This is a genomic window from Candidatus Zymogenaceae bacterium, from assembly GCA_016931225.1.
Classification (GTDB): domain Bacteria; phylum Desulfobacterota; class Zymogenia; order Zymogenales; family Zymogenaceae; genus JAFGFE01.
Genome location: JAFGFE010000014.1, coordinates 110,836 through 136,572, shown reverse-complemented (window position 1 = coordinate 136,572; position 25,737 = coordinate 110,836). Strand labels below are relative to the sequence as shown.

Annotated in this window: 20 protein-coding genes; 8 read left to right on the top strand and 12 right to left on the bottom strand. The window is 54.0% G+C overall.

What is annotated here, in order from left to right; genetic code table 11:
- Positions 1 to 3: 3 nt before the first annotated feature.
- On the bottom strand, positions 4 to 3,444 hold the full coding sequence (locus JW885_06090; protein MBN1881727.1) for a PAS domain S-box protein: 3,441 nt from the start codon (positions 3,442 to 3,444) through the stop codon (positions 4 to 6).
- Between the two features lie 564 nt (positions 3,445 to 4,008).
- Here JW885_06090 and JW885_06085 point away from each other — a divergent pair.
- Positions 4,009 to 4,659, top strand: coding sequence for a class I SAM-dependent methyltransferase (locus tag JW885_06085; protein MBN1881726.1), 651 nt, complete (start codon positions 4,009 to 4,011; stop codon positions 4,657 to 4,659).
- A 29-nt stretch (positions 4,660 to 4,688) separates the two neighbouring features.
- Here the strand turns inward: JW885_06085 and JW885_06080 are convergent, their stop codons facing one another.
- Entirely contained in the window at positions 4,689 to 5,171 is a 483-nt protein-coding gene (locus JW885_06080) for a class I SAM-dependent methyltransferase (GenBank protein MBN1881725.1), read from the bottom strand.
- Positions 5,172 to 5,401: 230 nt separating this feature from the next.
- Positions 5,402 to 5,605 (bottom strand): hypothetical protein, encoded by a 204-nt coding sequence (locus JW885_06075; GenBank protein MBN1881724.1) that lies wholly within the window; start codon positions 5,603 to 5,605, stop codon positions 5,402 to 5,404.
- 455 nt (positions 5,606 to 6,060) lie between these two features.
- Between JW885_06075 and JW885_06070 the strand changes: the two genes are divergently transcribed.
- A complete protein-coding gene (locus JW885_06070) occupies positions 6,061 to 6,690 on the top strand; it encodes a 4-vinyl reductase (GenBank protein MBN1881723.1) in 630 nt (209 codons plus the stop codon).
- A 751-nt stretch (positions 6,691 to 7,441) separates the two neighbouring features.
- On the opposite strand, the gene JW885_06065 is transcribed toward JW885_06070, so the two are convergent.
- From JW885_06065 to JW885_06025, 9 genes are all read right to left on the bottom strand, one after another.
- A complete protein-coding gene (locus JW885_06065) occupies positions 7,442 to 7,843 on the bottom strand; it encodes a GAF domain-containing protein (GenBank protein MBN1881722.1) in 402 nt (133 codons plus the stop codon).
- A 243-nt stretch (positions 7,844 to 8,086) separates the two neighbouring features.
- Complete coding sequence (locus tag JW885_06060; protein MBN1881721.1) at positions 8,087 to 8,407, bottom strand: hypothetical protein; 321 nt, start codon at positions 8,405 to 8,407, stop codon at positions 8,087 to 8,089.
- A gap of 279 nt (positions 8,408 to 8,686) precedes the next feature.
- Positions 8,687 to 10,195 (bottom strand): hypothetical protein, encoded by a 1,509-nt coding sequence (locus JW885_06055; GenBank protein MBN1881720.1) that lies wholly within the window; start codon positions 10,193 to 10,195, stop codon positions 8,687 to 8,689.
- A gap of 430 nt (positions 10,196 to 10,625) precedes the next feature.
- The gene (locus JW885_06050) at positions 10,626 to 11,234 is read right to left on the bottom strand and encodes a hypothetical protein (protein MBN1881719.1); all 609 of its coding nucleotides are present in this window, start codon (positions 11,232 to 11,234) and stop codon (positions 10,626 to 10,628) included.
- A 216-nt stretch (positions 11,235 to 11,450) separates the two neighbouring features.
- Entirely contained in the window at positions 11,451 to 13,124 is a 1,674-nt protein-coding gene (locus JW885_06045; GenBank protein ID MBN1881718.1) for a hypothetical protein, read from the bottom strand.
- Between the two features lie 306 nt (positions 13,125 to 13,430).
- The gene (locus JW885_06040) at positions 13,431 to 14,387 is read right to left on the bottom strand and encodes a hypothetical protein (protein MBN1881717.1); all 957 of its coding nucleotides are present in this window, start codon (positions 14,385 to 14,387) and stop codon (positions 13,431 to 13,433) included.
- A gap of 309 nt (positions 14,388 to 14,696) precedes the next feature.
- Complete coding sequence (locus JW885_06035; protein MBN1881716.1) at positions 14,697 to 16,337, bottom strand: FGGY-family carbohydrate kinase; 1,641 nt, start codon at positions 16,335 to 16,337, stop codon at positions 14,697 to 14,699.
- Between the two features lies 1 nt (position 16,338).
- Positions 16,339 to 17,856, bottom strand: coding sequence for a fucose isomerase (locus JW885_06030; protein ID MBN1881715.1), 1,518 nt, complete (start codon positions 17,854 to 17,856; stop codon positions 16,339 to 16,341).
- Positions 17,857 to 17,898: 42 nt separating this feature from the next.
- Positions 17,899 to 18,918 (bottom strand): LacI family DNA-binding transcriptional regulator, encoded by a 1,020-nt coding sequence (locus JW885_06025; protein ID MBN1881714.1) that lies wholly within the window; start codon positions 18,916 to 18,918, stop codon positions 17,899 to 17,901.
- Positions 18,919 to 19,196: 278 nt separating this feature from the next.
- Between JW885_06025 and JW885_06020 the strand changes: the two genes are divergently transcribed.
- The 6 genes from JW885_06020 to JW885_05995 all read left to right on the top strand — a co-directional run bounded on the left by JW885_06020 (position 19,197) and on the right by JW885_05995 (position 25,647).
- Complete coding sequence (locus tag JW885_06020; protein ID MBN1881713.1) at positions 19,197 to 20,357, top strand: DUF2961 domain-containing protein; 1,161 nt, start codon at positions 19,197 to 19,199, stop codon at positions 20,355 to 20,357.
- An 88-nt stretch (positions 20,358 to 20,445) separates the two neighbouring features.
- A complete protein-coding gene (locus tag JW885_06015) occupies positions 20,446 to 21,843 on the top strand; it encodes an MFS transporter (protein ID MBN1881712.1) in 1,398 nt (465 codons plus the stop codon).
- Between the two features lie 358 nt (positions 21,844 to 22,201).
- A complete protein-coding gene (locus JW885_06010; GenBank protein MBN1881711.1) occupies positions 22,202 to 23,467 on the top strand; it encodes a hypothetical protein in 1,266 nt (421 codons plus the stop codon).
- A 32-nt stretch (positions 23,468 to 23,499) separates the two neighbouring features.
- Complete coding sequence (locus tag JW885_06005; GenBank protein ID MBN1881710.1) at positions 23,500 to 24,348, top strand: phosphodiester glycosidase family protein; 849 nt, start codon at positions 23,500 to 23,502, stop codon at positions 24,346 to 24,348.
- A gap of 58 nt (positions 24,349 to 24,406) precedes the next feature.
- Positions 24,407 to 24,979, top strand: a complete 573-nt coding sequence (locus JW885_06000) for a nitroreductase family protein (protein MBN1881709.1) — start codon at positions 24,407 to 24,409, stop codon at positions 24,977 to 24,979.
- Positions 24,980 to 25,101: 122 nt separating this feature from the next.
- The gene (locus JW885_05995) at positions 25,102 to 25,647 is read left to right on the top strand and encodes an AhpC/TSA family protein (protein MBN1881708.1); all 546 of its coding nucleotides are present in this window, start codon (positions 25,102 to 25,104) and stop codon (positions 25,645 to 25,647) included.
- The last annotated feature ends 90 nt before the right edge of the window (positions 25,648 to 25,737 follow it).

The window sequence follows — 25,737 nt, the reverse complement described above, 5'->3', positions numbered from 1 at the left end:
CACTCAGAACGGTTGATCCGGCTGATCGAGTAATTCCCCCAACTGAGCGAAAAGTTCATTGAGTTCAAAGGGTTTTGTCAAAAACCTGGTCCCGGTGATTTTAAAAAAATAGCGCGTTTCCTCTCCCAGAATGTCGCCGGTAATGAACAATACCTTGTTCCCGATATCCTTGTGATATTTCTGAATATAGGTATATAAATTTTGACCGCTCAATCCGGGCATCTTGATATCGGTGACGACGGCGTCAAACTCGTTGTTTTCAATCATATCAATCGCTTCTTCACCGTCTTTGCTTGTCTTCGTGTCGTACCCCTCCTCTTTCAACGCCTCCGAGATAAATTTTCTCAGAGGATCTTCATCCTCGACCACCAGAATTGAGTACGGCCTGTCCGGTTTTTTCGGTCTTTTGTTCTTTTCTGCGACGAGAGGTTCTTGTATCTGAATAATCGGCAGCTCTATGGTAAAGGTCGTGCCCTTACCCAGAGTGCTGTCTACCGAGATGTCTCCGCCATGTTCCTCCAAAATACCATATACGATACTCAATCCAAGTCCCGTGCCCTGACCGACCTCCTTGGTGGTGAAGAAGGGATCGAATATCTTACCGATATATTTTTTGGGGATACCCGGACCGTCATCGATGAATTGAATCACGATCTTCATATCTTGTTGAAAAGATCGAACGATAAGACTCCCACCGCCTCGCTTTCTCAGGGCATCATGGGCGTTGTTTATCATGTTTATAAACACCTGCTGGAGCTGATATGGATCGGCAAACGTCTTTGGTAGATCACCTTTGAGGTCGAGTTTCAAATCAATATCGTTCGTACGCAGTTCATACTCCCTGAGTTTATAAGACTCCTCAATAACAGCATTAATGTCTATCATCTTACGAAGCGGCTTGTGTTCCCTGGCAAACGTAAGGAGAGACTTAATAATGCCCGCGGTTCTCTTCGACTGGCGAATGATGACATCCACATAGCTTCTAATGTCTTCCGGTATCTCTTTTTCTGAAAGCAGCTGCGCATATCCGATAATTGCGGCGAGGGGATTGTTCAACTCGTGAGCCACCCCGGAAAGGATGCCCCCGAGGCTCGAGAGTTTTTCCGTCTGAATCAGCTTCTCCTGCATCTTTTTTCTGTCGGAGATATCGCTCATAACACCGGTCATCCCGACAAGCTCTCCGTCTTTGTACAGTGTCCTGCTTGAAGTCCGAACATACAGGAGCGAGCCGTCCTTATCCACCAATCGGAATTCATGGGGTTCAACGGTTCCTTTCAGTGTTCTCTCGAAACTCTCGAGGAGACCCGATACGTCATCTGGGTGAATATATTTAACAAAATCCTTACCGATAACCTCATCTATTCGATATTTTAAAATCCGTTCAAAAACAGGACTGAGGTATGTAAGATGACCGGAAGCGTCAAGACTGAAAATGAGATCGTTTATATTTTCCACCAACGATCGATATCGTTCTTCACTCTCTCTTAGCTCATCCTCCGCCATTTTCGAGAGTGTGATATCGCTTAAAAAGTTCAGTTCCGCCGGCCTTCCGTTCCATTCTATGGTTACCGAGCTGGCCCTCGCCCAGATTGTCTCCCCCGATTTATCCAATGCTCGAAACTCATATCCATTAAAATTTTCCCCCTTTTTTAATTTCTCTACGCGATCGTTATAGACCCTCTCTTGATCTTCGGGATGAACGAAGTATACCACCGACCTGGAGATGAGTTCCTCTTTAGAATAACCTGATATCTCACAGGTTTTGGGATTGACATATTGAACCAGGTTGTCTTGAGAAACAATGATCGCCTCTCCCGCATTCTCTATAAGAATTCGATATTTCTCTTCAGATGCTCTCAGCTCTTCCAATATCTTCTTACTATCGGTAATATCATTAATGATTCCCTCCAGCAGAACTTCTCCGGTCCCTTCCATCGGGGTCCCGACTCCCTGTTCCCATACCCATCTTTCCTTTCCCGCTTTTGTTATAATTCTATACTCGATCTTATAGGGTCTCTCCTCGTCAACCGCCTGTTGCACTTGATTCCAAACGTCATCCCGATCATCCGGATGAAGGATATCCTTGAACGAGAATGTCCTGTTCTCTATCAGGTCTCTCGGGTCGTATCCGGTAATCCGTTTGCACCCGTCGCTGAGAAAGAGCATTGTCCAGTCGTGATCGTTTTTGCACCGATACACGATACCGGGGATATTCGACATCAACGTGGAAAGCATGCGCTGGTATTCATCCAGTACCTTCTGTGTCTCCTTTCTCTCGCTTTGATCGATGCCGATACCGACGATATATGTCTTATCATCAATAACGGCCCGGGCGCCGGTGAGTAAAAAGGGAATTGTTCCGCCCGATTTCGTGATGAAATCAACCTCAGCAAAAGCTTTTTCTCCCTGAAATACTTGCTGGATCTTTTCCGTCAGCATCCTGCTTTCTTCCTCTGAATAAAAGCCGACCGGCTCCATCTTCATGATCTCCTCGCCGGTGTATCCGGAAACGTCCTCCAGAGTCTTGTTCCATTGTATAAAACGACCTCGGTCGTCAAAGACATAGAACGTACCGGGAAGGCTGTCGATCAGCGCATTGATGAAGGTCTTTTCCCGGGCAAGATCCTCCCGCACCTTTCGTTTTTCGGTGATGTCCTCGATAGTGGTGTATACCATGTACGGTTTTTTCTCACTCAATCGAAACAGCGGTATCGCGTGGATGTTGATCCAAACCGTCTCCATCCTCCTGGGATTATACACACCAAGAACAACATCTTTTATTTCTCGTCCCTCCTTCAGGGCGACTATGGCCGGGTGTTTGTCTTCGGGTAATTCAGAACCGTCCTCATAAAACATTCTAAACCCGGCGGCATCCAAGGATGTCTTGTTCTTCATCTGCTCAAGGGTCTCACCCAGAATCTCCTCGGCGGCGGGATTCACCGAGACGACCCTCCCCTTTTTATCATGGTACACCACTCCCTGAACCATCGTTTCGAACAGCGTCCGGTATTTCTCCTCGCTCCCTTTGAGCGCATTCTCGACTTTCTTCCTCTCCGTGACATCCTCACCCGAGCTCAGGGATCCGATAATCTCCCCCCCCTCGTCCCTCAAAACCGTATTGTTCCATCTGATAATGCGCTCCTCGCTAGTTTTTACAACGACCGGATTTTCGTAATACCCTTTCACATCTCTCTTTTCCGCCATCACTTCCCGAAATATCGTGGTCACTTCCTTCCGAAGCCGTTTTGGGACATAGTTTTTTATCCAATTGCTCCCGAGCAGTTCCTTTTTATTGTATCCGAGTATCTCTTCGCCCTTTTGATTGATGAAAACGATATCTCCTGCTCTGTTAAGACCGAGGATCATTACTCCCATGATTTCAAGATACTGCCCCAGAATATCAACGGTTATCTTGAAATCATCACGCCGCTTCCCTCTGCTCATATACACGCTCCATCCCAAACAGTAGAATTAATCTGCTTTTTACTATTTTATCAAAGCTCTCAAAATATGTATAACTATTATTTCAATTTCCGTTAAGAGGCTTTCTCTCTCATTTCTCCCCGGTTCTCCCCGCCGATCTCGGTGACGGCCCCGCGGTCCTCCGCTTTCACAACCGTGTCGTGAAGCGCAGCGGGCCGGACGAAATCACCCCCTCCAGGCCCTTGCACGCCTCGCGCGTTGTCCGTTGACTCGATCGGCGTACCGACCTCCGGGCGACACCGTGGGGTGGCGTGTATTTCCTGAGAACGGACGCTTCAGGGGTGCGATTTCAGACAAAACCATACAAGCCCCGTGAGATCATACTTTCGCATTGACACCTCATTGGATTTCGTTACTATTATTGATGATATTATGTGGTATATGGAGGCCTCCGACCCTTTTCAGGCAAAAAGCGGATGCCTTTTTTCGCCGCATTGACCTGAAACGTATCCGGAAGGTTCCTGTGTCACCCGATGTATCTCTGTCCATATCGATCACAACGGTACCCCGTCAGGATGAAGCCATATGGCGCGAAAAAAAGAGATAGTTGAAAAGACATACGATACGGTGGCGAAGGAATACGCACAAGCATTCTCGAAAGAGCACGAACAAAAACCCAAAGACCGGGAAATACTCGCCCGATTTGTACGGGAGATCGGGAACAAACGACCGGTATGGGATTTCGGCAGCGGCCCCGGTCACACCACGAAATATCTCCATGATCTTGGTATCGAGATTTCAGGCATGGATATATCGGGAGAAATGGTAAAACAGGCACGATCACTGTTCCCCGACATCCGATTTCAAAAGGGGAACATGCTTCACCTGGGATGTGACGATGACTCAATCGCCGCCGCTGTATCCTTCTATTCTATCGTGCACTGTACCAAAGAAGAGGTCGGCACCGTATTCGGTGAAGTATTCCGCGTATTGCAGCCGGGCGGAGTGTTCCTTTTCACGTACCATATCGGTGACGAGACACTTCATATAGACAGCTTTCTCGATAAAAAAGTAGATATTGATTTCATGTTTTTTACCACCGCCTGTATCAGGAAATGTGTGAAGCGGTGTGGATTTGAGCGGATTGAAATAATCGAGAGACCGCCATACCCAGATGTGGAGTATCAGAGTAGAAGGGCCTATGTATTCGCATGGAAACCGATCATTCACCCGTGATAGTCACACGCACTATGTACGGTTTCTTTTCATGCGTCCTTTGTCGCCACAACACAATGAAATTTTTGTGATCCCTTCTTCTTTGTAATAATATCTATTTCCTCACGGAACCCATTGCGCCTCAACAGGTCCTCAATATCCCGGGTACTGTATAAATGAAAAACGCCGGTGTCCAACGGTCTGCCCTCCAATTGATCGATATCCTCGAAGGCCAAAATCACCTTACCCCCCGGCCTTAACATCCGAAAAATCTTTTCCACCGCATTGTCTGGATGTGACCAAAAATATATCGTGTTCGCCGAACAGACCGCATCATAGCTGTCATCTTCGTACATCTCCGTTTCAAAATCGCCGTGTTGAATACGAACCCTTCCCTTCGCGATACCTCTCTTATTCCTCTTTTTCGCCATCACCACCATGGTATGCGAAAAATCTATTCCTTCAATACACCCGGTGGTGAGAAGTCGTGCGGTTTCTTTGAGAAACCTACCGGTTCCGAAACCGATCTCCAAAATACGATCGCCTTCCTTCAGATCAAGGGCGTCTGTCATGAGTGTATTTACTCCGGTATTGCCCCAATCGAAGATGAGAGGCATGATCAATCGCCCGAAAGACCCTGAGGGCTTACGCGCCTGGCTTGAAAAAAAGGTCTTGATTCCCATACACATTATACCTCTTTGAATCCAACGAGTATTACGGAGACCGGCGGACTCCGGTTTTTTGCCTCTCCCTCACCGCCACCCTATTTCCCCAGCCCCCGGACGGCGTCGCAGGCTTCATCCTCTCCGTTTTCACAGGCACGTTTGAAATCGACCCTCGCTTTTTTTGTTTCACCGAGTTCTTCGTATATCAGTTCCCGACTTAAATAGGACCAGTAATAATCCGATTGTATCTCAATCGCCCGCTCGATATCCGCCATCGCCTCGGCATGCCACCATGCTCCCATCTTCAACACTTTGGTTGTATCACATTTGTACAAAAAGGTCTATTCAGTCAAATGGGATACCGCGATCGTGCCCTTTCTCCCTTCTCAAACACACATCAAACGGTATCATCTCCACATGTCGCCGTCTTGGAGCATTCCCTCACATCTCATGTACACAAGATGTCAATTCTGTATAACACGTCCTTCTCATGGTGCGGCAAAACGTACGGCCAATACCGACAAGTGTGTTCATATGACCCGTTCGTTTCACAATATCCTGACTGCATCGGTCGGACAATCGTATTGCAGCGGGACGGATTCTCGGGCATCGAGCATCAATGAGAGGTGCTTGCAGGGGTATCAAAAAAACCTTTTTCGCCGGGATTTTTGTGAAAATATATAGAAACTATATAGGAGAGATAGTATAATAGTAATACACAAGAATATTTCAACTTTGATTTGAAAGGGAGCGGCACATGAGCCAGAAAGATTCACTCACACACCTCGCGTACAGGTCATTACTCGATTCACTGGAAGACATCCTGGGAGAAAACGGGAAAAACTCGGTGCTCCGTTTCGCCAAACTGGACGACATGATAACCAGTCCTCCCGATTATGATACGGAAAAAAGGGTCGAGTACGAGTCGGTTACAAAACTCTACATCGGTGTCCGGGATATCATCGGCAACAGCGGATATGAGGCGATCATGTTCAGGGCGGGAATGTTCATGATCAAAATGGTGGTGGAACACTCAGAAGCCATACGAAACCTCATCGCCGCGAAGATGGACAGTGTCGAAAAACTCAAGATTGCGTACACGGCGTATATAACGAATGCCGGGTACGATCCGGAAGAGGTCTTGGAGTCTATCCCGGACAAAAACCAGTTCTTGATCCATCGGCCCGATTGCACCGAGTGCGAAGAACTCATCAAGGATGAGAAAAAACGAAAAGAATTCACAAAGCCGTCCTGTGCCTTTATGACCGGGGTCATGAAAGGCGTCGGAGAGTGTTTTAAAAAGGAAATTCAGTCAGAAGTTCAGGAAACGAAGTGTCGTTTTGTCGGTGACGATGAATGTGTCTTCACCATCACATATAAGACGTGAGGGGACGCGATTCCCGGCATCTCAATACTTTTCTCGAGAATTGATTGAAACACAGTACAGAGTGAGTGTATTCGTTTGTCTTATATTGTATATATAAAAATTTTACCAACCGTCGTCACCTCTTCACCACATAATACAACGCCCCGCCTCTCCCTCCACACCCTGAGTAGGTTATTCCCACGCCCGGCGGGGAAACGTGTGTCGGACGGCCGATGACCCGAGATGTATCACAGAGATCGGGCGGCCTGCATCTTGGAACGAACGAGGGAACGTCCTCCGTGTATAAGGGAAACCATTGCACGAAATATATCAACCGATGGGAATCTCTTTCGGGACATCCAGGAGCATATAGCCATGACGTTTCCCGTGCCGCCGTAAAAAAAAGGCCGACTTACCGTCGGCCTTTTCGAATCCGTTTCATATTGCCGGATGAGATCGTCGTATTCATTGATCAATCGATGGAAATTCATTCAGGATTATCCGGCGTTTGAAGCGGATTTTTGTTTTTTTTATCTTCCGGTCCTTTTTTGATGTTGAAACACCGATTGATCCCCTTCATTCTCGGGCAATCCGTGTAGAAATCACACTCCTGACAGACGCCTTTGCCTAATGATACAAGAGACGGTTCGCTCTTCTTTTTTTCTTCTTCTCTACTCATCCGTTCTTCAGATTGTATCCATCATGAGGATGATCGCTTTTTCAAGAAGATTCAACCACTCATTAGACAATAACACGAGACGTCTTTGGTCTGTTATAATTTCGCCTTCAGTATCTTCCATGCCTCGTCCATGATCGGTTGAAGATCACTAACGTCTTTTTGAGTATACTCACTGTTTTTATTTCCGACTCCCGCCACCAATACAACCTTGCCGTTTTCCATGACCGGCAGGTTCATGTGGCCTATCACGGTGACATGGCCTTCTGGATATCCCTTTTTCGTCGGCTTTTGAAGATTCTGGTAGTCATTGGTAATCACCGCTTTCCGTTCCCTTACGGCATCCCCCCAGAGCCCGGTTTCTTCGATTTTGTATACAATCGGCTTGTCAATCATGGCGCAATTCCCCATTGCGGCATCGGACCAACCGACCATCGTCAGCACGTTTTCTGAAGCGTTCATCGTAGCGAAGTAGGCGATAAGCGATGTTGTGATCATACACATTTCATTGTTTATCACGTTCTTGAACTCATTCAGAGGAGAATCCGCCTTCTGTTTTATCCGAAATAGAGCAAGTTCAACATTTTTGTCAACCATCATACATCACACAATACATTCATTATCAGAAAAACTGCACTATGCCAAATGCGTGACTCTCTTTTTCAGCAGTTTGACATGAGCATTATAATTTCGAGATCCTGTTTGTCTCGAAAAAACAGCCACTCCACGCTGCGTGACCGGTCACTTTGCACCGTCAACTGGATCGTCACTGGTGACGACAAGGGAGATGTCGTAGTCAACACTATCGACCGTGGAGTTCACCGAATCATTTTCGATATTCACAGAGGGGGTGTTCCTGAGCTCTTCCAAGCCGCTGCGGACCAGATTTGTTGCCACAGACAGTTTTTCGCTGAAATGCGTATACGTCATGGTCTGGGTAAAGAACATGGAAATGGAAATCACTCCCACGACGAACACGGCAACGGAAATGACATTTTCCAGGATTGAAAAACCGCTCTCGGAATTCGTTCTCTTCAGGTTTTTTCGTATCTTCGTAATCATTTTACACCCCCTTGGAATGACCTGTCTTTCACATACGCAACAACCTTGCCAACCCCGAAATTGTGGCGTAACTAAATGATATTATTGGTGATTTGGTGGGTCTTCTGCGTATCCTCGGGGGGGATTCAGACTTCCGACGCGAAAAACCGTCCGCACACGGATTGATATGGGATAAAATGAGTGATATTAACAGGTTAGGCTTGTCGCGGAGTCTTGGGGCCGCAAAACGGTTTTGCGGTGTGCAACGTGCATTTGCGTGGAATAATCCGTATTATTATCTCACACGCTCAACCATTGACCGGCTGTATCAACCGCTCGACCACTTCCGAAAAGGGAGATGAATATTTTGAAATAATGAAGCTCCTCCTTGCTCCGGAGGATCGAGTATACTTGTTTCGCACAGAGAAACTCCTCGTCACCGATCGTCTTTTCGAAGTGATCCGTCAACAACGCCGCCGATCCCGATCCCTGGGAAAACTCCTGCTTGACCCTCCAGACAATATCCGTCGGTAATGATTCTTCAAACGCCTTTCTGAATATCCATTTTTCGATTGCTTCACCGTGCACGTGCTTGATTTTATACTCCGGCGCAATGGACGTCAGAGAATAGTTCAGGAGTTCACCGGATATCAACGGCGCGACGACCTTGATGGAATGACATTGATTCATGCGATCAAGGCGCAGGGCGGCGTTATGATGCAACAGCCCGAGGACATCCCTCTGCCCGGCGGAGAGTCGGTGAGAATCCATAGACCTCATGTGACTGTAGCCGCAGAATATTTCATCGCCCCCCTCGCCGGAGAGCAGCACCTCGATTCCGTTCTCTTTCGCCGCCCGTGATATGAGGAAATTAGAGACGGCGCTTCTCACCAGGGAGGGATCAAAATGTTCCAGATAGTAGATAACATCCGGCAACACTCCCAGCAGCTCATCAAGGTCCACGATGACTTCATGATGTTCCGTTCCCAGGTATTCCGCAACCGTTCTGGCGCAGGTGATGTCCTCCGATTCCCCCACGCCCAGTGAAAATGTCTTCAGCCTGCATCCGTGGTCTACCCGTTCCCCGATCAATTCGCACGCTAAAGCACAGATAACGCTGCTGTCAATCCCCCCGCTCAACAGACCGGCGGTGGGCCGGGAGAAATCGACTCGCGCACGCATACTCTCTCTCAAAATAGATCGTATGTCACCGGCTACCTGTTCGATGTTTCCGGGTGGATATGTGTCCGGAGCCGATGGAAGTTTCGAGAATCGAACAAATTCACCGTCGCCCGTGAGATAATGCCCGGCGGGAAATTCATACACGTCGTCGGTAATGTGCGTGATGCTCTTCAACTCGGATGCAAGATAAAGCGTGTCGTTCTCTCTTCCGTAGAAGAGGGTCTTTATCCCGAGGAGGTCCCTGGCGGCGAAAAAATCCCGACCGTCGGATATGACGAATGCGAATACCGCGTCGGTGAGGTATTGAAGCATATCAACGCCAAATCGTGCGTAACACTCGAGCACGGCATGCTCCTCCGAAGGAACGGGTCCCGTCGGCAAATCGTCTCGACGCGTAATCTGTCCGTCATAGCAAATCCGCAGGCCTTCTTCTCCAATCCTCCATACGGGTACGATGGTGTGCGGGACATCGTCCGGAATATCCGCTTTCAGATAGTTCTGCGCCATCACAACACGGCCCTTTTTATACCACCCGGAAACATGGGTGCCGCGATGCCTGATGAGCTCGTGAGCGGACAGAACGGTGTCTTGTTCCGGTGTACCGAAGCCTACGACAAAACCACTCATACTGCGGTATCTCCTTTCTCTGTTATCCTTCAACGTATCAAACATGCTTCCATTCCGCAACCCATCCTGGAGTTTTTCATCACGTATCCCGCCTCAAACGTGTTTCTCATTACATTCCGTGTCGTCTGGCACTTCCCTCTATACGCCGGACATACGTTCGCGTGCACACCCTTTGTGTCCCCCGTATGCCGTATCCCGTCGTCGAACGCGTCACCTTCCGAACATTACGAGCATGCGTCCCCCCGTTCTTTGCATCTTCAAGGGAAGGGATAACGCCCGCGGCCTGTGCGCTCGAGAAGATTCCCCAACCTGTATTCAATACATCTTCAAAAAAATCGCCCGGATGCGATCCGGGCGATGAGGTATGGGTATGTATGAAGGGGTATATTGGTATAATATGTAGAAGTATACTCCGAGCCAACGCCGTTGTTTATGGACGGCCGTTGTTGCCGTTGTTGTTGTTCCCGTTATTATTTCCACCGGGGCGTCCGGGTTGCTGTCCCCGACTGGCCGTGGTGGTTCTGCCTTCTCCGATTGTGTTCCTTTCCTCCTTCCCAAACACGATCTCCACATACTCCTTGGCGAACAGCAGCACCACGTCCCCCTCCTCTACGGAAAGGGAATCGTAGGTCTTGATGGTGCGCTCCTGATAGTCGATGACGACTTCCTTGTCATACCGCTCAATGCTGCCGTCAGGCTTGACCACCGCCACGTCGTACTTTCCGACCTCGTTGTAGTAGGGCATGGAGATGAACTCCAAGGCCTCCTTCTCCGGGTCGATGCTGCCGTGAAACTCAAGCTCCGATTTGGTCTGTCTCACCTCGAAGCTCTCGATGGTGGGAAACAGCGTCGGATTTTCCGACACGGAAAGACCCGCCAGACTCCTCAGATCGTCGTCGTCCAGATACTTCTGATACTCGAAGGGATCCAGGGCGCTGGTATTGACGATCCTCACATCGTCGACCACGGTTTCGGCAAAAGCCGGTAAAGAAATGATAGCGATAAGTGCGAAAATGATAACAAACATTCCCCGTTTCATGTTTTGCCTCCTGATAAAAAGGTTATTGGATATATGTAGTATACGGTTTCAGGATAGCAAAAGGTGGGGGAGCAACTGTAACGAAAATCACATACGGATAAAATATTCTCAATATTTGTGATCTTCGTCACTTTTTTCCCGAAAAAAATGCGTTTTCCCCATAAAAAAGCGGGGGATCGCCCCCCGCTTTTTCTCTTTATCCGCCTTTTTTAAATCTTAAAACTCGTAGATCACCTCCAGCATCCCGCCGTATACCCAGCTCGAATCCTTGTAATCGCGAGCGATGCCGTTGGTGTTGTAGAAAGTATTTGTCACCGTCGGATCAGTCCCCGTGACGGAGCCGGAGAGATCGTAATCCAGGGGCTCCAAGGGGATCGTCACCATCCCAGAGAGGGTGATCGTCAGGTTCTGTACCGGTGTGACGAACAGTTCCGTGCTGAGCGTCAGGTCGTGGTATTGATCCTTCCCGGAGCTCGTCGCGTCCAGGTAGTTTCCGGGGACGAATTCAAGTGGATTTGTCAGGTACACGTCATAGTCCCTCTTCACCCACCCCCAGTCATACCGGAGACCGAGCTCGCCGGTACACTCCTCCGAAAATCTCTTCTCCACCCGGACGTCGAGGGAGAGCACGTCCACCTCTTCCCTATCGGACTGGGTGAACAGGTAATCTCCGGCCGGGTTGCTTCCCCCGGTCACCCGGTTGTGGACGTTGTAGTCGTTGGTGAATACCCGGTGTGTGTACATCGGCACGAACGAAAGGGCGAGCCCGTCGGTCGTGTACTTGATCCCGACGCCGGCGCTCATATCCCACGCCTCGAAATCATTCTCATACTCAATGGGGCCCCGGCCGCGAATGAAATACCAATATCCGCCGTTAAACATATTTCCATATCCCGCACCGTTCGTGTTCCATTCAAGCTCATTGTACGACACGCTGAATCTCACGGGAATCGACACTCGCTCATTCAATCCCGCCGTTAGTTTAATATCTCCCCGCATCCCCCAGCCGTCCAGGTCGCCGGAATCCACGTCCTCGGAGTAGTCATTCCCAAATGCGGATATCTCGGCTTCCTTGGAGACGGAACCTGTATACATATCGAGACCGAGGGATGTCTCAAGTCTGAAACACTCGGACGGCGCATATGACACGCCCAAGAACGGTGATACACCGTGATAGTCCAGGCTCAGGATCTCTTCGCTCTCTATGTTGTAGGTAAGGTTAAAAATAGGTAAAGGAGAAACACGCTTACATAAGCCATTTATGCTGTTTTTCCGCGTGTCATCATAAAGGTTGTGGGTCACTCCCACCCCGAGGGAGAGGGCATCGGCCGCCTCCCAGGAGAGGAGCAGTGTCGACGCATACCGGTTCGACCGATGTCCGTTTTCACCGCTTCCCCAGAAATAGTGAGAGAGAATGGGACTTTCTAATGTATCCGTGTAGATGTCCGTATCGCCCCGGGTCTCCCCGGAGAGGTACTCGAAGACGAACGCCAGGTTCATGTTGGAGTTGATCTTCAGAGCGAAGCCGATATCCGTGCCCCAGGTATTGGTCACATATCTGCTGTCGAGATCGGAGGAGCCGATCACCGTTCCCACCGGATAGAGATGACCGTTGCTGTACATAATGTCCCGGGTCGAGACGTCCGAATAGCTCCCCCGGTAGGAGACATCGGAGAGGAACCTGAAGGACGAATCGAGCCGCAACAGCGCCGGATTTTCAAGAAAGACGATCTCTCCCGGGGCACCGTCAAAATTCTCGATGATCTTGGGCGTGTCCGAAACAGTGCTGTTTCGAATGTAGAGATAGTCCTGGCCCGCCGCAACGCCACCGCACACCAGCACCGCCAGAAGAGAGAAAACACCTGCCAACACCCTCACGCACGGTCTCATGTTCTTTTCTCCATTCATAACGATACAGGTAAAAAATCACCAAAATCGATTTGTCTGATTTTAATAAAAAAAATTTATCATGTCAAGCGGATTGCCCGTAAATATTAAATACATGAATATCGTTCGTTTATATACGGTGCGGAAATATATGTCTGCACTGTCACTTCACCTTTCATCCCCCCGTACACCGGAACGATATCCGACCCGGGACACCTCCCATCGGCACCCGTCACGCCGGCGGGCGAATCGTCGTCTGTTTTTTTAGGTTACGATTGAATGGAAAAAAACGGAGGAGTTGATGGCGGGCTATCCGCCCTCAAGAAAGGCCTGTATCATCGGATGCTCGGTGGGATCGGCGTCTTTGTCGGGGAATTCTTCCATGATTTCTTTCTGTTTCTCTCGAAACTCATCGCACGACAGGTCCAGCCGCTCATCGGGTTTGTGAAACTGAACGAAGAAGGCGCAGCAGTCGTCTCCGTTGGCGACACACTTGATCTCACATCCCGACGCGTGAAGCCCGGTGATCGGCCTCATGATCCCCTCGGCGACCCCGACCAGGTAATTGAGGAATATTACACAGTTATAGCGGTTAAACGACAGGCCGTCGGACTCATAGCTGTTTGCAACCTTGAAACAAAGCCTGTTGTGTTCCGCATCGGTAACGATGCTGCATCTGCCCCAGCCCAGCACCGGAAACACCCAGGACATCTCGAATGATATTCGCTCAAACAGCTTTTCAATGGTGAGGTCTTTATATCTTTCCACCTCATTGCCGCCGGTTATCCTCCCCGTATCCCGGGCCGCCCGACTGAGAATCTGCATGAAGCCGTGCTCGCCCAAAAGCCCTTCCATATCCTTTTTCATCGCCCAGATCATCCTCACCGGCAAAAAGATGAACGTTCGGGACGGATCGTTGAACATGATCTCGTTCTTTTCGGTCCACTTGAGGATTGAAATCGTGTTCCGCAGGGGGGGGTGATCGGCGTAGGTGTCACGCAGGCCGCCGAAGAAGTACGAAAGAATCATCAACTCCCGCTCCTCCGGAGAGAGGGATTCCTGTTCTCTGGCGTCCTCTATGTCCCGGACCGTCGGGAGATTCGTCTTTCGCGCCACATTGAGCAGGAGTCGATTTAAGAGGCCGGGGCCATATCCGGCAAGCTTGTCAAGCAACAATGAGATGAACATCTCCCGATGCATGACCAGTCGCAGATCGCCCGAATGGATGGTCCCGTTTTTCAGGTCCCACGTGATGTCTCTCGACATGCTCCACCCCGGTTACGTAACTGATTGGATCGTGAAGGAAAAGATACACGGATTTTTTATAATAACATACTTTTCTGCTTTTTAATACTTCTAATTTTCTGTTGCGGGGATACGCTCGCCATTCTCCCTCTCTCCACGACATGGGAAGGCACACACCGAATAGAGTCGGGCGGGCGGGTAAGGGGATTCTCCTTCCCTGGGGGGATGTATGAGTAAAAGACGGGCGGTGTGTCCGACGTCTTGCCCTTCCATGATGAAATCAAGGGTATTCTCTCATCAATGTCGGTGATTTAACGGCAGGCAATCGGATCATTGCCGCATCAGCACGCGATAGGCCATGAAGTCGTCGTACATGCGATGAAAGACCCGATATTTTCTGTCATGATAGTCCCGGACCGCCCCCGCCTCCGGACCGATCACCTCCCCCGGCGACTCCATCGCGGCCATGGCCTCCATGATCGTGGGGAAATCTCCCCCGGCCACCGCCCCCAGCACCGCCGACCCCAAAAGCACCGCCTCTGGCTCCGCGCCCAGGACGATCCGGCATCCGGTGGAGTTCGCATGCTCCCTCAAGAACACCCGGTTCTTCGTGCCGCCGCCGCAGGCGATTACGGTATCGACGGCGTAGCCCGCAGTGTTCATCTCCTCGATGATGTGCCGGGTTCCGTAGGCAACCGCCTGCACGGCGGCGAGATATACAAGCGCCAGGTCGTCCGCCGTGTCCGACAGGCGAAGACCGCAGACCGCACCCCGCAGCGTGGCGTCGGCCCGGGGCGATCGATTGCCGTGAAAATAGGGGAGCACGTGAAGCTCCTCGGTGAGGGCGCCGGGATGAGATGCCGTCTCAGAAAGGCGGTCGAGCCGCCGGTTGAGAAGCTCATATATCGTCGTACCGGCTGCTTTCGCCTCCTCGGCAAGGGGAGCGGAAGCGCTATGGGAAAAGATGACATGATCGATGAGGGAGCCGGTTGCGCTCTGCCCCCCCTCGGTGAGCCACATCCCCGGTATCATGGCGCCGTAGTAGGGCCCCCAGACGCCGGGGATGAAGCGGGGCTCCGTGCTTACGGCCATGTGGCACGTGCTGGTGCCGCCGATGAGGGCGAGCCGCCTCTCGAAATCGTCGGGAGACAGCGCTCTGCCGTCGACGGTCATCCCCAACAACCCCACCCCGCCGGCATGGGCATCTATGATGGAGACCCCCACCGGGGTTCCGGGAGAAAGCCCCAGCTCATCCGCCGCCCGCCGCGAGAGGCCCTCCCCCACCGGCTCCCCCATGGGGCGTATCCGGGTGCCGATGCGGCGATATCCCTCATCAGAAAGGTCCCCCAGCCCCGCCCGGGAGAAGTAATCATCGTCCCACCTGTTCTCGCGGCCCAGATAGGTCCACTTGCACACGATGCTGCAGAGCGACCGGGTGTCGAAGCCTGTGGCACGATAGGTGAGGTAATCCGGCAGATCGAAGAACCGGGCGGCTCTTCTCCAGGCGTCGGGGAGGTTTCGCTTGAGCCACAACAGCTTCGGCGTCTGCATCTCCGGGGAGATGACGCCGCCCACGTATTGCAGCACGGGATGGCCCATGCGGTTGATCTCTTCGGTTTCCGATATCGCCCGGTGGTCCATCCAGACGATAACGTTCCACCGGTCATCGCCCGTGGGCGAGACGCTCACCGGCCCGTCGTCCGCATCCACCGCCACCAGTGAGCAGGTGGCGTCGAACCCCATCCCGCCGATCCGGCCCCCATCCACCCCCGCCTCACTCATTGCGTCCCGGACGGACCGACACACCATCCTCCAAATATTCTCGGAGCTCTGCTCGACGAAATCGTTCTCCGGCCGGGACATCTCGATCGGGTGGGCGGCCATGCCCCGCATCTTTCCGTTTCCGTCGAACAGACCGGCCCGGGCGCTGCCGGTGCCCACGTCCACGCCGATATAGAATTTATCCGTCATATCACCGCTCCTTCAGCACCCGCACCTTGAAACCCAGCTCTCGGGAGAGGGCGACCATCTCTCCAAAGATGTCTCCGTAGGCCACCGCCGCGTGGTTGCTCATGTAGTGGGCCATGAGGGTATCCCGGGAGATCCCCATGTCGGCGGCCATGAACGGCCACTGCCGGTTCGTCCCCTCCCACCACGCGTCCCTGGTGGCCTCCGGGAGCTTCACGACCTCGCCTTTCCCAACGTCCATCCACAGCTCATCGTCCTTGATATACGACCGGGCCCAGGTGATCTTTCCCGGCAGGCTCTCGCCGGTGAAGGTGCCCCCCGGATTGGGGAAATACGCCGCCGGCTGTCGATAGGAGTGGACGCCCTTGAGGCTTTTCATGTCGTGATTGAAGGCGTAGGCGCTGGAGGATCCGCTGTTGAGCAGCACCCACAGGAACCGGCCGTCGAACTCCGCCCCCCATCGCACGTCGTGAAACATCACGCCTTCTCCCATCCCCTTTTTTTGCAGGATGCGCTTCATCAGCTCCATGGGGATGACGTTTCCCTGGTCGGCCTCGGTGGAATCCACGATGGTCGTGCCGGTTCCCTCGGGGCGGCATCCGCTGTTGAGAAGACCCTCTGCGAAATCGGAGGGGGGGCGCAGCGGGATGAGGCCGAGCTGATACTGCCAGCCGATGCAGTCGGCCTTGAATTCACCCACCAGGTCGAGCACCGTCAGGTAGTCCCGGAGCTGCTCCTTCGTGGCGTTTGCGTCGAAGTCCCCAGCTCCCGGATCGTCGTAGTGAAAGACAACGCCCTTATCCACCACGAACCGATACGCGTCCTCGATGCGCCTTTGATCGATGTCTCTTCCCCGGGCCACCAGCCACGCCTGATCCACCTTGTGCTCGGCGAAGCCGACCCGGGAGAGCAGCCTCGGGCCGAAGTAGCCGTTGATCATGCCCATGCTGGTGTCCCCCAACATGAGGATGAGAATCCTCCGTTTCTCGATCTCCCCTGCGACCTCCCGCGCGATCCGGACGGCCCCCTCATCCACCGGGGCGCTGTAGGCGATCGCGTCTTTCGGGTACGACACACTCCCCACGCTGCACCACTGCTCCAGCCCCGCTATGAAGGCATCGTCCTTCGTCCAGTCCACAGCATCCGTCCATATCCTGGAGTGCCTGCGCCCCACGGTCTCCAGGCACGCGCTGGTGTTGAGAAGCCCCACGAGCCCGGGCCACGTGCCGGAAAAATTGCTGGCCAATAAAAGCGGCGTGTCCTTCCCCACGGTGCCGTCGGTGGTGTGGGGGCCGTAGACCCAGTGGGCGAAGACGCCGATGAGCGGATCGTCCACAGGGCCGAGCTTCTCGATGGACTCGTGGGGCCGGGTCAAAAAGCCGTCGATCCGGTAATGTTTTTTCCCCAGGCGATCGAGGGCCGCTTCAAGCCGGCGCGTGGCCTCGGTCATCTGCGGGAGGGCGTCCTCATTCGGCTTTTCCCGGTAGTCTCCGGGCCAAAAAATCCCGATCCGCGTACTCATGGCGTTTTCTCCCCTTTTTTGTTTGTATTCTTTGTTATCCGTTCAGGTTAGGGAGACTGAGCTTTCCCCGGTCCGTGTAATGCGGACGGGGAGCACCTCCTCCCGAATCCCACAAGTAGTGGCCCCCTCGATCCGATCAATCAAAAGACGGGCGGCCCGACGGCCGATCTCCCGCCTGGGCTGTTCCGCAATGACGATCGGACGACGCATCAATCCCGTGAAGGGAACCCCGTCGAACGCACCGACGGCGATGTTTTCGCCGTCCGAACCTCTCGCCATCAGAATCTCCAGCACCCCCTCGAGGATCCGGTTGTTTGCCGCGACGACGGCGTCCGGTTTTTTGCCCCTTTCAAGAAACGATCGGGCGGCGCGGCGCCCGGTTTCCTCGTCATAGGGCCCGATGTATACCATTTCCTCGGAAAACAAAAGATTCGCATCACGGATGCCTTCTATAAACCCCTTCATCCGCTCGGCCCCGGTCCATGTGTCGACGGGGCCGCCGGCGACCGCGATGGTCACGGCACCCATATCAATAAGCTCCCTCACGAGCCGTCTTGCACCGTCTCGGTTGTCCACCACCACGCTGTCACAGGACACACCGTCAATCCTCCGATCCATCAACACCAGGGGGAATCCCTCCTCCAAAAGCAGCTCCAGCTCCTGATGGGGGGTCAGCCCCGCCGGGGTCACGATCAGCCCGTCCACGGGCCTCGACCGAAGCAGCGAGATATAGTGCGCCTCCCGGCTCCTGTTCTCCCCGCTGGTGGCCACCATCACCCCGTACCCGGCGGAAGACGCCTCCGCCTCGCACGCGGCGCTGATCGTGGCGAAAAAGGGATTGGCCAGGTCGGTCACCAGAAGGCCCAGGGTGTCGGTCTTGCTCGTGCGCAGCGCCCGGGCCGAGAGGTTGGGGCGATACCCAAGCTCCTCCGCCACGGACAGCACCCGTCGGGTGGTTTCTTCACCGATGCGGGAACTCTTCGCCTTACCGGCAAGCACCCTGCTGACGGTGGAGATGTTCACCCCGGCGCGCTTCGCGATGTCCTGCATGGTGGGCTTCACGTATTTTTTTCCTTGCACAATCGATTGTGCATGTTATACTACTCCACGTTTCCGGAGCTGTCAAGGTTAGAAAGCCGGTTACATCCATCGAGTTTCGTCTCCGCCGGCCGCCTCCGGACTCCATACATATACTCTCAACAATAATTCGCCGGGTCGATCCTGTAATATGAAAAAGCGCCCCGACATATGAAACCACGAAAATCTCTCGACACATACATATATATTAAAAATACGGAACTCCGGGAGAAATGTCAATATGGAACACAGGAGGTATTGTTATGATGTATGATCCGAAGTCGCTCTACTCCCTCCCCAAAGGCGTCGAGACCCGCTGGGCCAGCCCGGAAAACTGGAACGGCGTAAAGGGGGCGGGGGGGAAGGAAAACGGCGGGAGAAAGGGCTCCGCCTTCTTCTATCTCCCGGCGGGTGAAGAGAAGGTGCTGGCCCAGGTGTCCGGCACCAGCGGGACGCTTCGGCGTATCTGGATTACCATAAACGATCGCACCCCCGAAATGATCCGGGGGATCCGCCTGGATATCTACTGGGATAATGCCGCCACGCCGGCGGTCTCGACACCCCTGGGAGATTTCTTCGGCCACGGTCTGGGGAGGATGCGCCCCTTCGAGTCCGCCCTCTTTTCCAGTCCCGAGGGGAGGAGCTTCGTCTCCGTCGTCCCCATGCCGTTTAAAACCGGCATGAAGGTGGTGGTCACCAACGAAAGCGGCATCAACCTCTCCCTTTTCTACTACGACATCAACTACACCATCGGAGACGACCACACAAACGACGTCTCCTATTTCCACGCACACTTCCGGCGGGAAAACCCCACCACCTTCCAGCAGGACTTCGAGATCCTTCCGAAGATCGAAGGGAAGGGACGATACCTCGGGGCGCAGATCGGATTGATCCTGGATACAAAGAAGTACGGCACCGCCTGGTGGGGCGAGGGCGAGGCGAAGATATACCTCGACGGGGACACCGACTATCCAACCCTCTGCGGCACCGGGAACGAGGACTACATCGGGTCGGCCTTCAACCTGTGGAGCTTCGTCAATCTCTACCAGGGCTGCGCTCTGGCGGACGAGGAAAATATGCAGTATTCCTTTTACCGGCTGCATATCCCGGACCCGGTCTATTTTTACGAAGACATCCGGGTGACCCTCCAGCAGATGGGCATCTGGTGGGAGGACTCAAAAAAGATGCTGATCGAGATAAATCCGAAGGTGTACCGGGCGGGACCGGGGCTCGTGGAGGTGGACCTCACCACAATCGGTGATGAATGGCCCATCGGCTATTTCGAGCGCCAAGACGACGTCTCAAGCTGCGTCTATTTTTACCTGGATAGCCCCGAAAACGACCTGGGACCGATCATCGGGGCAAAAGAACGGATGGCGGGATTATTCACCGACACGGACAGAAACATTCGATCGAAGCTCTGATCGCCCGATGACACACGGTTGAAAAACGATCCGCCATTGTTCTGATGCGGATATGTTGCTCATTATGTAATTTTCTATGGAGTGCGCCATGAAAAAGCGGGTTGAAAAGTTTCCCCTCTGGAAACAGATTGTCTATTCCAGCGGTGCCAGCGGATTTACCATCGCAGACAGGATATGGGTCAGTTTCATGCTCTACTTCTACCTGCCGCCGGCGGAGTCTGGCATGCCGCAGCTTATTTCAAACAATACCTTCTGGGGATTTCTTACGGTGGCGGGAGTGGTGACCGTCTTCGGCAGAATCGTGGACGCCATCGCCGATCCCCTCGTCGGATACTGGAGCGACCGGAGCACCTCCAAGCTGGGCAGGAGGAAGTCCTTCATGCTCTACGGCGGCCTCCCGCTGATTGTCTGCCTGGCGCTCTTGTTCTTTCCTCCCGCCGATGAGGAGAGCATTCTCAATGTTTTCTACATGGCGCTCATGCTGGGGTTGACGCTCTTCTTCTTCACCGTGTACGTCCTGCCGTTCATCACCCTCATCGCCGAGGTGACCCACACTGAAACAGAGCGCATCAATCTGGTGACCATCCAGGCCCTGTACAAGCTGGGGGGGGTCATCGTCGTGATGATCTTGGGATACATGCTGTGGGGCGCGCTGGAAAACACCGGCCTGGAAAAGGCGAGAGCCCTCCAGATGACGGTGCTGATCCTCTGCGTGGTGGGGCTGATTCTCTGCTATATCGCGGTTCTCCCCATAGATGAACACAGATACTGCGACCCGACCCCCTCCGAGATCGGCCTGTTCAAGTCTTTGAAGATCACCCTCACCAACCGGGCCTTCATCTTCTACATCACCGGCACCATGTCCTTTTGGTTCGGCCTGAATATCATTTCTCAGACCACCACCTATTACATCACGGTCCTTCTGCATCGTGAGGAGGCGTTCGCCGGCAATGTGTACGCGGCGCTGTTCGGCGTGGCGCTCCTGATGTTCCCGATCGTCAACCTGGCCAGCAAGCGCTTCGGGAAGCGGGCCGTCCTGATGACGGGCCTCGCCCTCTTCGCGATCACCACGGGATCGGTCTACTTCCTCGGCTCCGATGTCCTCCCCTTCTCCCCCACGACCCAGGCGTTCGTCATCTTCGGCATCATGGGCATCCCCGTCTCCACGCTGCTGTTGCTCCCCAACGCCATACTGGCCGACGTCGCGGAATACGATGCGATACTCTCCGGCAGCCGCCGGGAGGGGATGTGCTTTTCCGCCCAGGGATTTCTGGAAAAGCTCAATCTGGGCTTCTCGACCATGGTCCTTGCGTTTCTCTTCTCCCAGTTCGGAAAAGACGTAGCCGCGCCCATGGGAGTAAAGATTTCCGGACCGACGGCGATGGTTGTGGCGCTTTTGGGCATCATCTGCTACGCCCTCTACCCGGAGAAGAAGGTCAAGAGCGTGTTGGATAAATACCGAAAGGAGACTCCCATCGTCGAATAATCGGCCCCCGTGTGACGATCTTTCTCACCTCGATCCGGCCCGGAGCACGCCCATTGCCCCGGGCCGTCTTCTTTGGGCAAACGCCGTTCACACCGCGTTGCTCCGCAGGATACTTCCCGCTCCAAGTCCGGAGCGCCCCCATGTATCTCTTTACTCGAAATTCATTTGACATCACCCCCGCAATGCGGGTATTACTAACACTATCACAGACACAACGGGGTACGTAAGATATACCGGGTCCGCCCCCTTGGAAACCGTCGGATATCACAGGACAGCACGGGCCGGTCGCGTCGTGCATACAATCGGAATATGTGGATACATGTCCCGAACCACCCTTCCGAAAGGGAACGGAAAATATATGAAGGCAAGAACAGTCCTGATAGCGTGTATCTCTCTTCTGCTCATCTTCACGGCGCTGGGAACGCCGGGGGGAATCGCCGAAACAGAGACGAGCGACTCCCCCGTTGAATCATCGGCCGATATCACCCGGGGCGAGATCATCGCTCGGGAAGCGTCCATCTTCATCGGCACGGCGCTGTCTCCCATCCTGGGGCTGGTGACCATGGGGTGGATCGAGTTTATCGCCGCAAAAAAGGGGGGGGTCGCCGTCCCATGGGACGCGTCCCTCTGGTTCGTCATCCCCATGACGGTCCTGTGGCTGCTGATCGTACTGAAAGAGACCGTGGGACAGCTTCTGGTGTTCATCGTAAAAATATTCGACGGCATCGACTTTTTCCTCCACAAGCTCATCGTCTTCGTGGCCCTGGCCTCACGACTCCCCCGGCTGTTAGAAGTCATCCTGGGGCCGGGGGGTGTGGAGGCGCCCCCGGCGGACGCGCTGATCCCCGCCCTCTCCTCGATCGCCACGGCCCTCGCACCCGCGGCCTCAGTCGCCGCGGCGCACGCCGTGCTGTCCGTCGTCCTTGGCTTCATCTGTCTGATGGTCTTTCTCGTCGTCTGGCTCGCCGCCAGCACCGTGGAGACGGCTTGCCTCATCTCGCCGGTGCCCTTGGTTGCCACCATCCTCAGGATCGGGCGATTCCTGGTCATCGGCGGGCTGGCCCTGGCCGTCGTCATCAATCCCTACCTGGGCGCGGCCTACGCCTTCTTCGTCGTGCTGATATCCTACTTCGTCTCCGGCTGGTCGTTCCGCCTGTCGATCTACGGCGCGGTCATCGGGTTCGACACCCTGACGATGAAGAGCAGGCGCACCGATCCGGAGTCGGAAGAGGCGCTGCGGGCGTTTTCCACATCGAGGGTGAAGGGCGTGCCGGGGAAAAGCTACGGGCGTCTGGGCGCGTCGGCCGGGGGACTCACCTTCTCCTACCGACCCTGGCTGGTGCTGGCCCGGCGGGACGTCGTGCTGCCCCAGGATACGTCCGGATGGCGGGTAGCCAAGGGGTCCCTCAATCCGCTGGTGGTCCGCCCCGGGAAAAAGGAGGGCGGTTTCGATGAGATGTTCGATCTGGCGCCCCGTTACAAGAACCATGAAGAGAGTGTAGCGAAAAAGCTGTCCCTGAATCCCGAGGTCCCCGACCTCACCCTGGGCAAAAAAATATCCGGAGCCTTCGGCTGGCTGAAGAGCCAGTTCTCCCGGAGGAAAGCGGTCGAGGACGAATCGTGACCGATCACAACCATGTTTCCTGAGGACGATACATGCACTCCTGTCTTTCAGGCAATTCACAGAGCAAATCGGCGGTCCCCGTCGACGAGGAGCGGCGGTTCGGAGGAACCCTCACCCGCAGGATTTTTCTGACCGGGCTGGGTCTGACGGCCGCCTCCATCCTTCTCCCCCGGTGCGCGTCGGTCCCCGGAATAACTGTTGAGACGCTGGGAAACGATGTCGGCACCCACCTGTTCGTCACCACACTCCCCCACGGACACTATCGCGCGAGGATCGTCACCGCTCAGGATATCGTGGGAGAAACCTTCGCCAAAACCACGGACATCCTTGAGGCGACCGGTGCGGACGTCTGTATCAACGGAAGCTTCTTCGAGGCCGACGGATCGCCCAGCGGGCTGTTGATCATCGACGGAGAGGAGCGTCACCCCCACGTTCAAGACAAGGGCGACGGGATACTCTATACCGATGAGGACGGCGCACTGGACCTCGTCTTCATGGACCAATTCATGCCGATCCGTGATCGGGCGGTGGAGGCGATCCAGATAAACCTGTTGAGCATGGACGGCGTGACCTATTATCGGAAGTGGCGACGGGACGCGAAACAAGTCCCTCGAAACTTCATCGGCATACGCGATCGCGGAATCGTCAACGTGATCTTCAAGGACACCAACCTCATTTTGGGAGACGAATACATGAGGCGGGTGCACAACTGCCGGGTGGTGGGCGCCCTGGACGGCGGCGGGAGCGCGTCGGCGGTTTCCAAATCCGGGATCTCAAGCTACCGGGAGGAGCTGGACGAAAAGCGGGAGGTGCGGGTGCCCACCTTCGTTCTGTTCTACAAAAAAGGCCGCGGCGAGATCATCGAGCTTGTAAACGGGTAAGATAAAGCCGCCACACATCAATTTTGCGCATCTATCTCCATTGAAAGGAAACATCTTTATGTCAGATTACAGGACCCTGCTTACGAATCGACGGTCTATCAGAAACTTCACCGACCGAGAGGTCTCCACGGAACTGGTGAAAGAAATCCTTGACGAGACGATCCTGGCCCCCAGCGCCTCCAACGGACAGCCCTGGAAGTTCATCATCGTCAACGGCAGGGAGACACTGAAGCGCCTCTCCGACGAAGGCAAGCGCAACCTCCTTATCGATATCGAGGCGGATCCGAAGCACCCGGTCTCAATATACGCCGAGCAATTGAAGAACAAGGAATACAATATCTTCTACAATGCGCCGTGTCTCGTCATCATTGCGGGGAAGAGGGGATACGGCACTCTGGCCCTGGACTGCGGACTTGCCGCCTGCTATTTCATGTTCGCCGCCGCCGCCCGGGGACTCGGCACCTGCTGGATCGGCCTGGGCACCCAGCTTCGGGACCCCGAGACGCTGTCGCTTTTGAACCTGCCGGAGGATCACGTCATCGTGGCCCCGATCGTCCTCGGATATCCGGCGGAGATCCCCGAGGCCTGGGGCCGCCGAGACCCGGAGATCCTGGCCGTCGTTGACGGGTAAAGGCGACTTGACGGGGTGGAACCAAACCCGTTCACAGAAAAATCGATACGGTGGTTCGTCACAAAAACCGCCGTTTCACCCCATCGGCGGCGCACCACCATCCACACTCACGGAGGAGATCGATGAAACAGATCATTACGGCCGGCATGACCGCCCCGGATTTTACGTTCAACACCCCCTGGAAGCAAAACATCCGGCTTTCCGATGTGGCGGGCGAGCGGCGGACATACCTGATTTTTCTCCGGTACATGGGCTGCCCCCTGTGCCAGATGAAGATATCCCGTCTGAAAAGTGACTGGGGGCGCTTCAGAGAAGCGGACCTCAACGTGGTGGTGGTGCTCCAGAGCGAGCCGGAGAACATCACCGCCCTGGTATCGGAAGACGAGGTTCCCTTTTATATCGCCTGCGACCCGGACGAGGCGCTCTTCCGTCTCTACGGGGTCGCCACCGGGTCGATCTTTCGCTACGCGACGCCGTCGGTGATCAAAAAGGCGATGCGGGCAAAAAAAATGGGCTTTTCCCACGGAAAAAGCGAGGGAAAGGAAATGCAGCTTCCCGCGGTGTTTCTGTTACATACCGACATGAACGTGGCGTATGCCTATTACGGTAGGAACGTGGGGGACGTGCCGGAAAACGACGATCTTTTGGCGACGGCGTCGGGCGCCTGAGGTCAGGGCCTATCGAGGGAGATCGATTGCGACTATACGGGGAGGTGCGGTTAATGGAGGGCGGGAAAATACCGTTACCTCCCGGGTGAG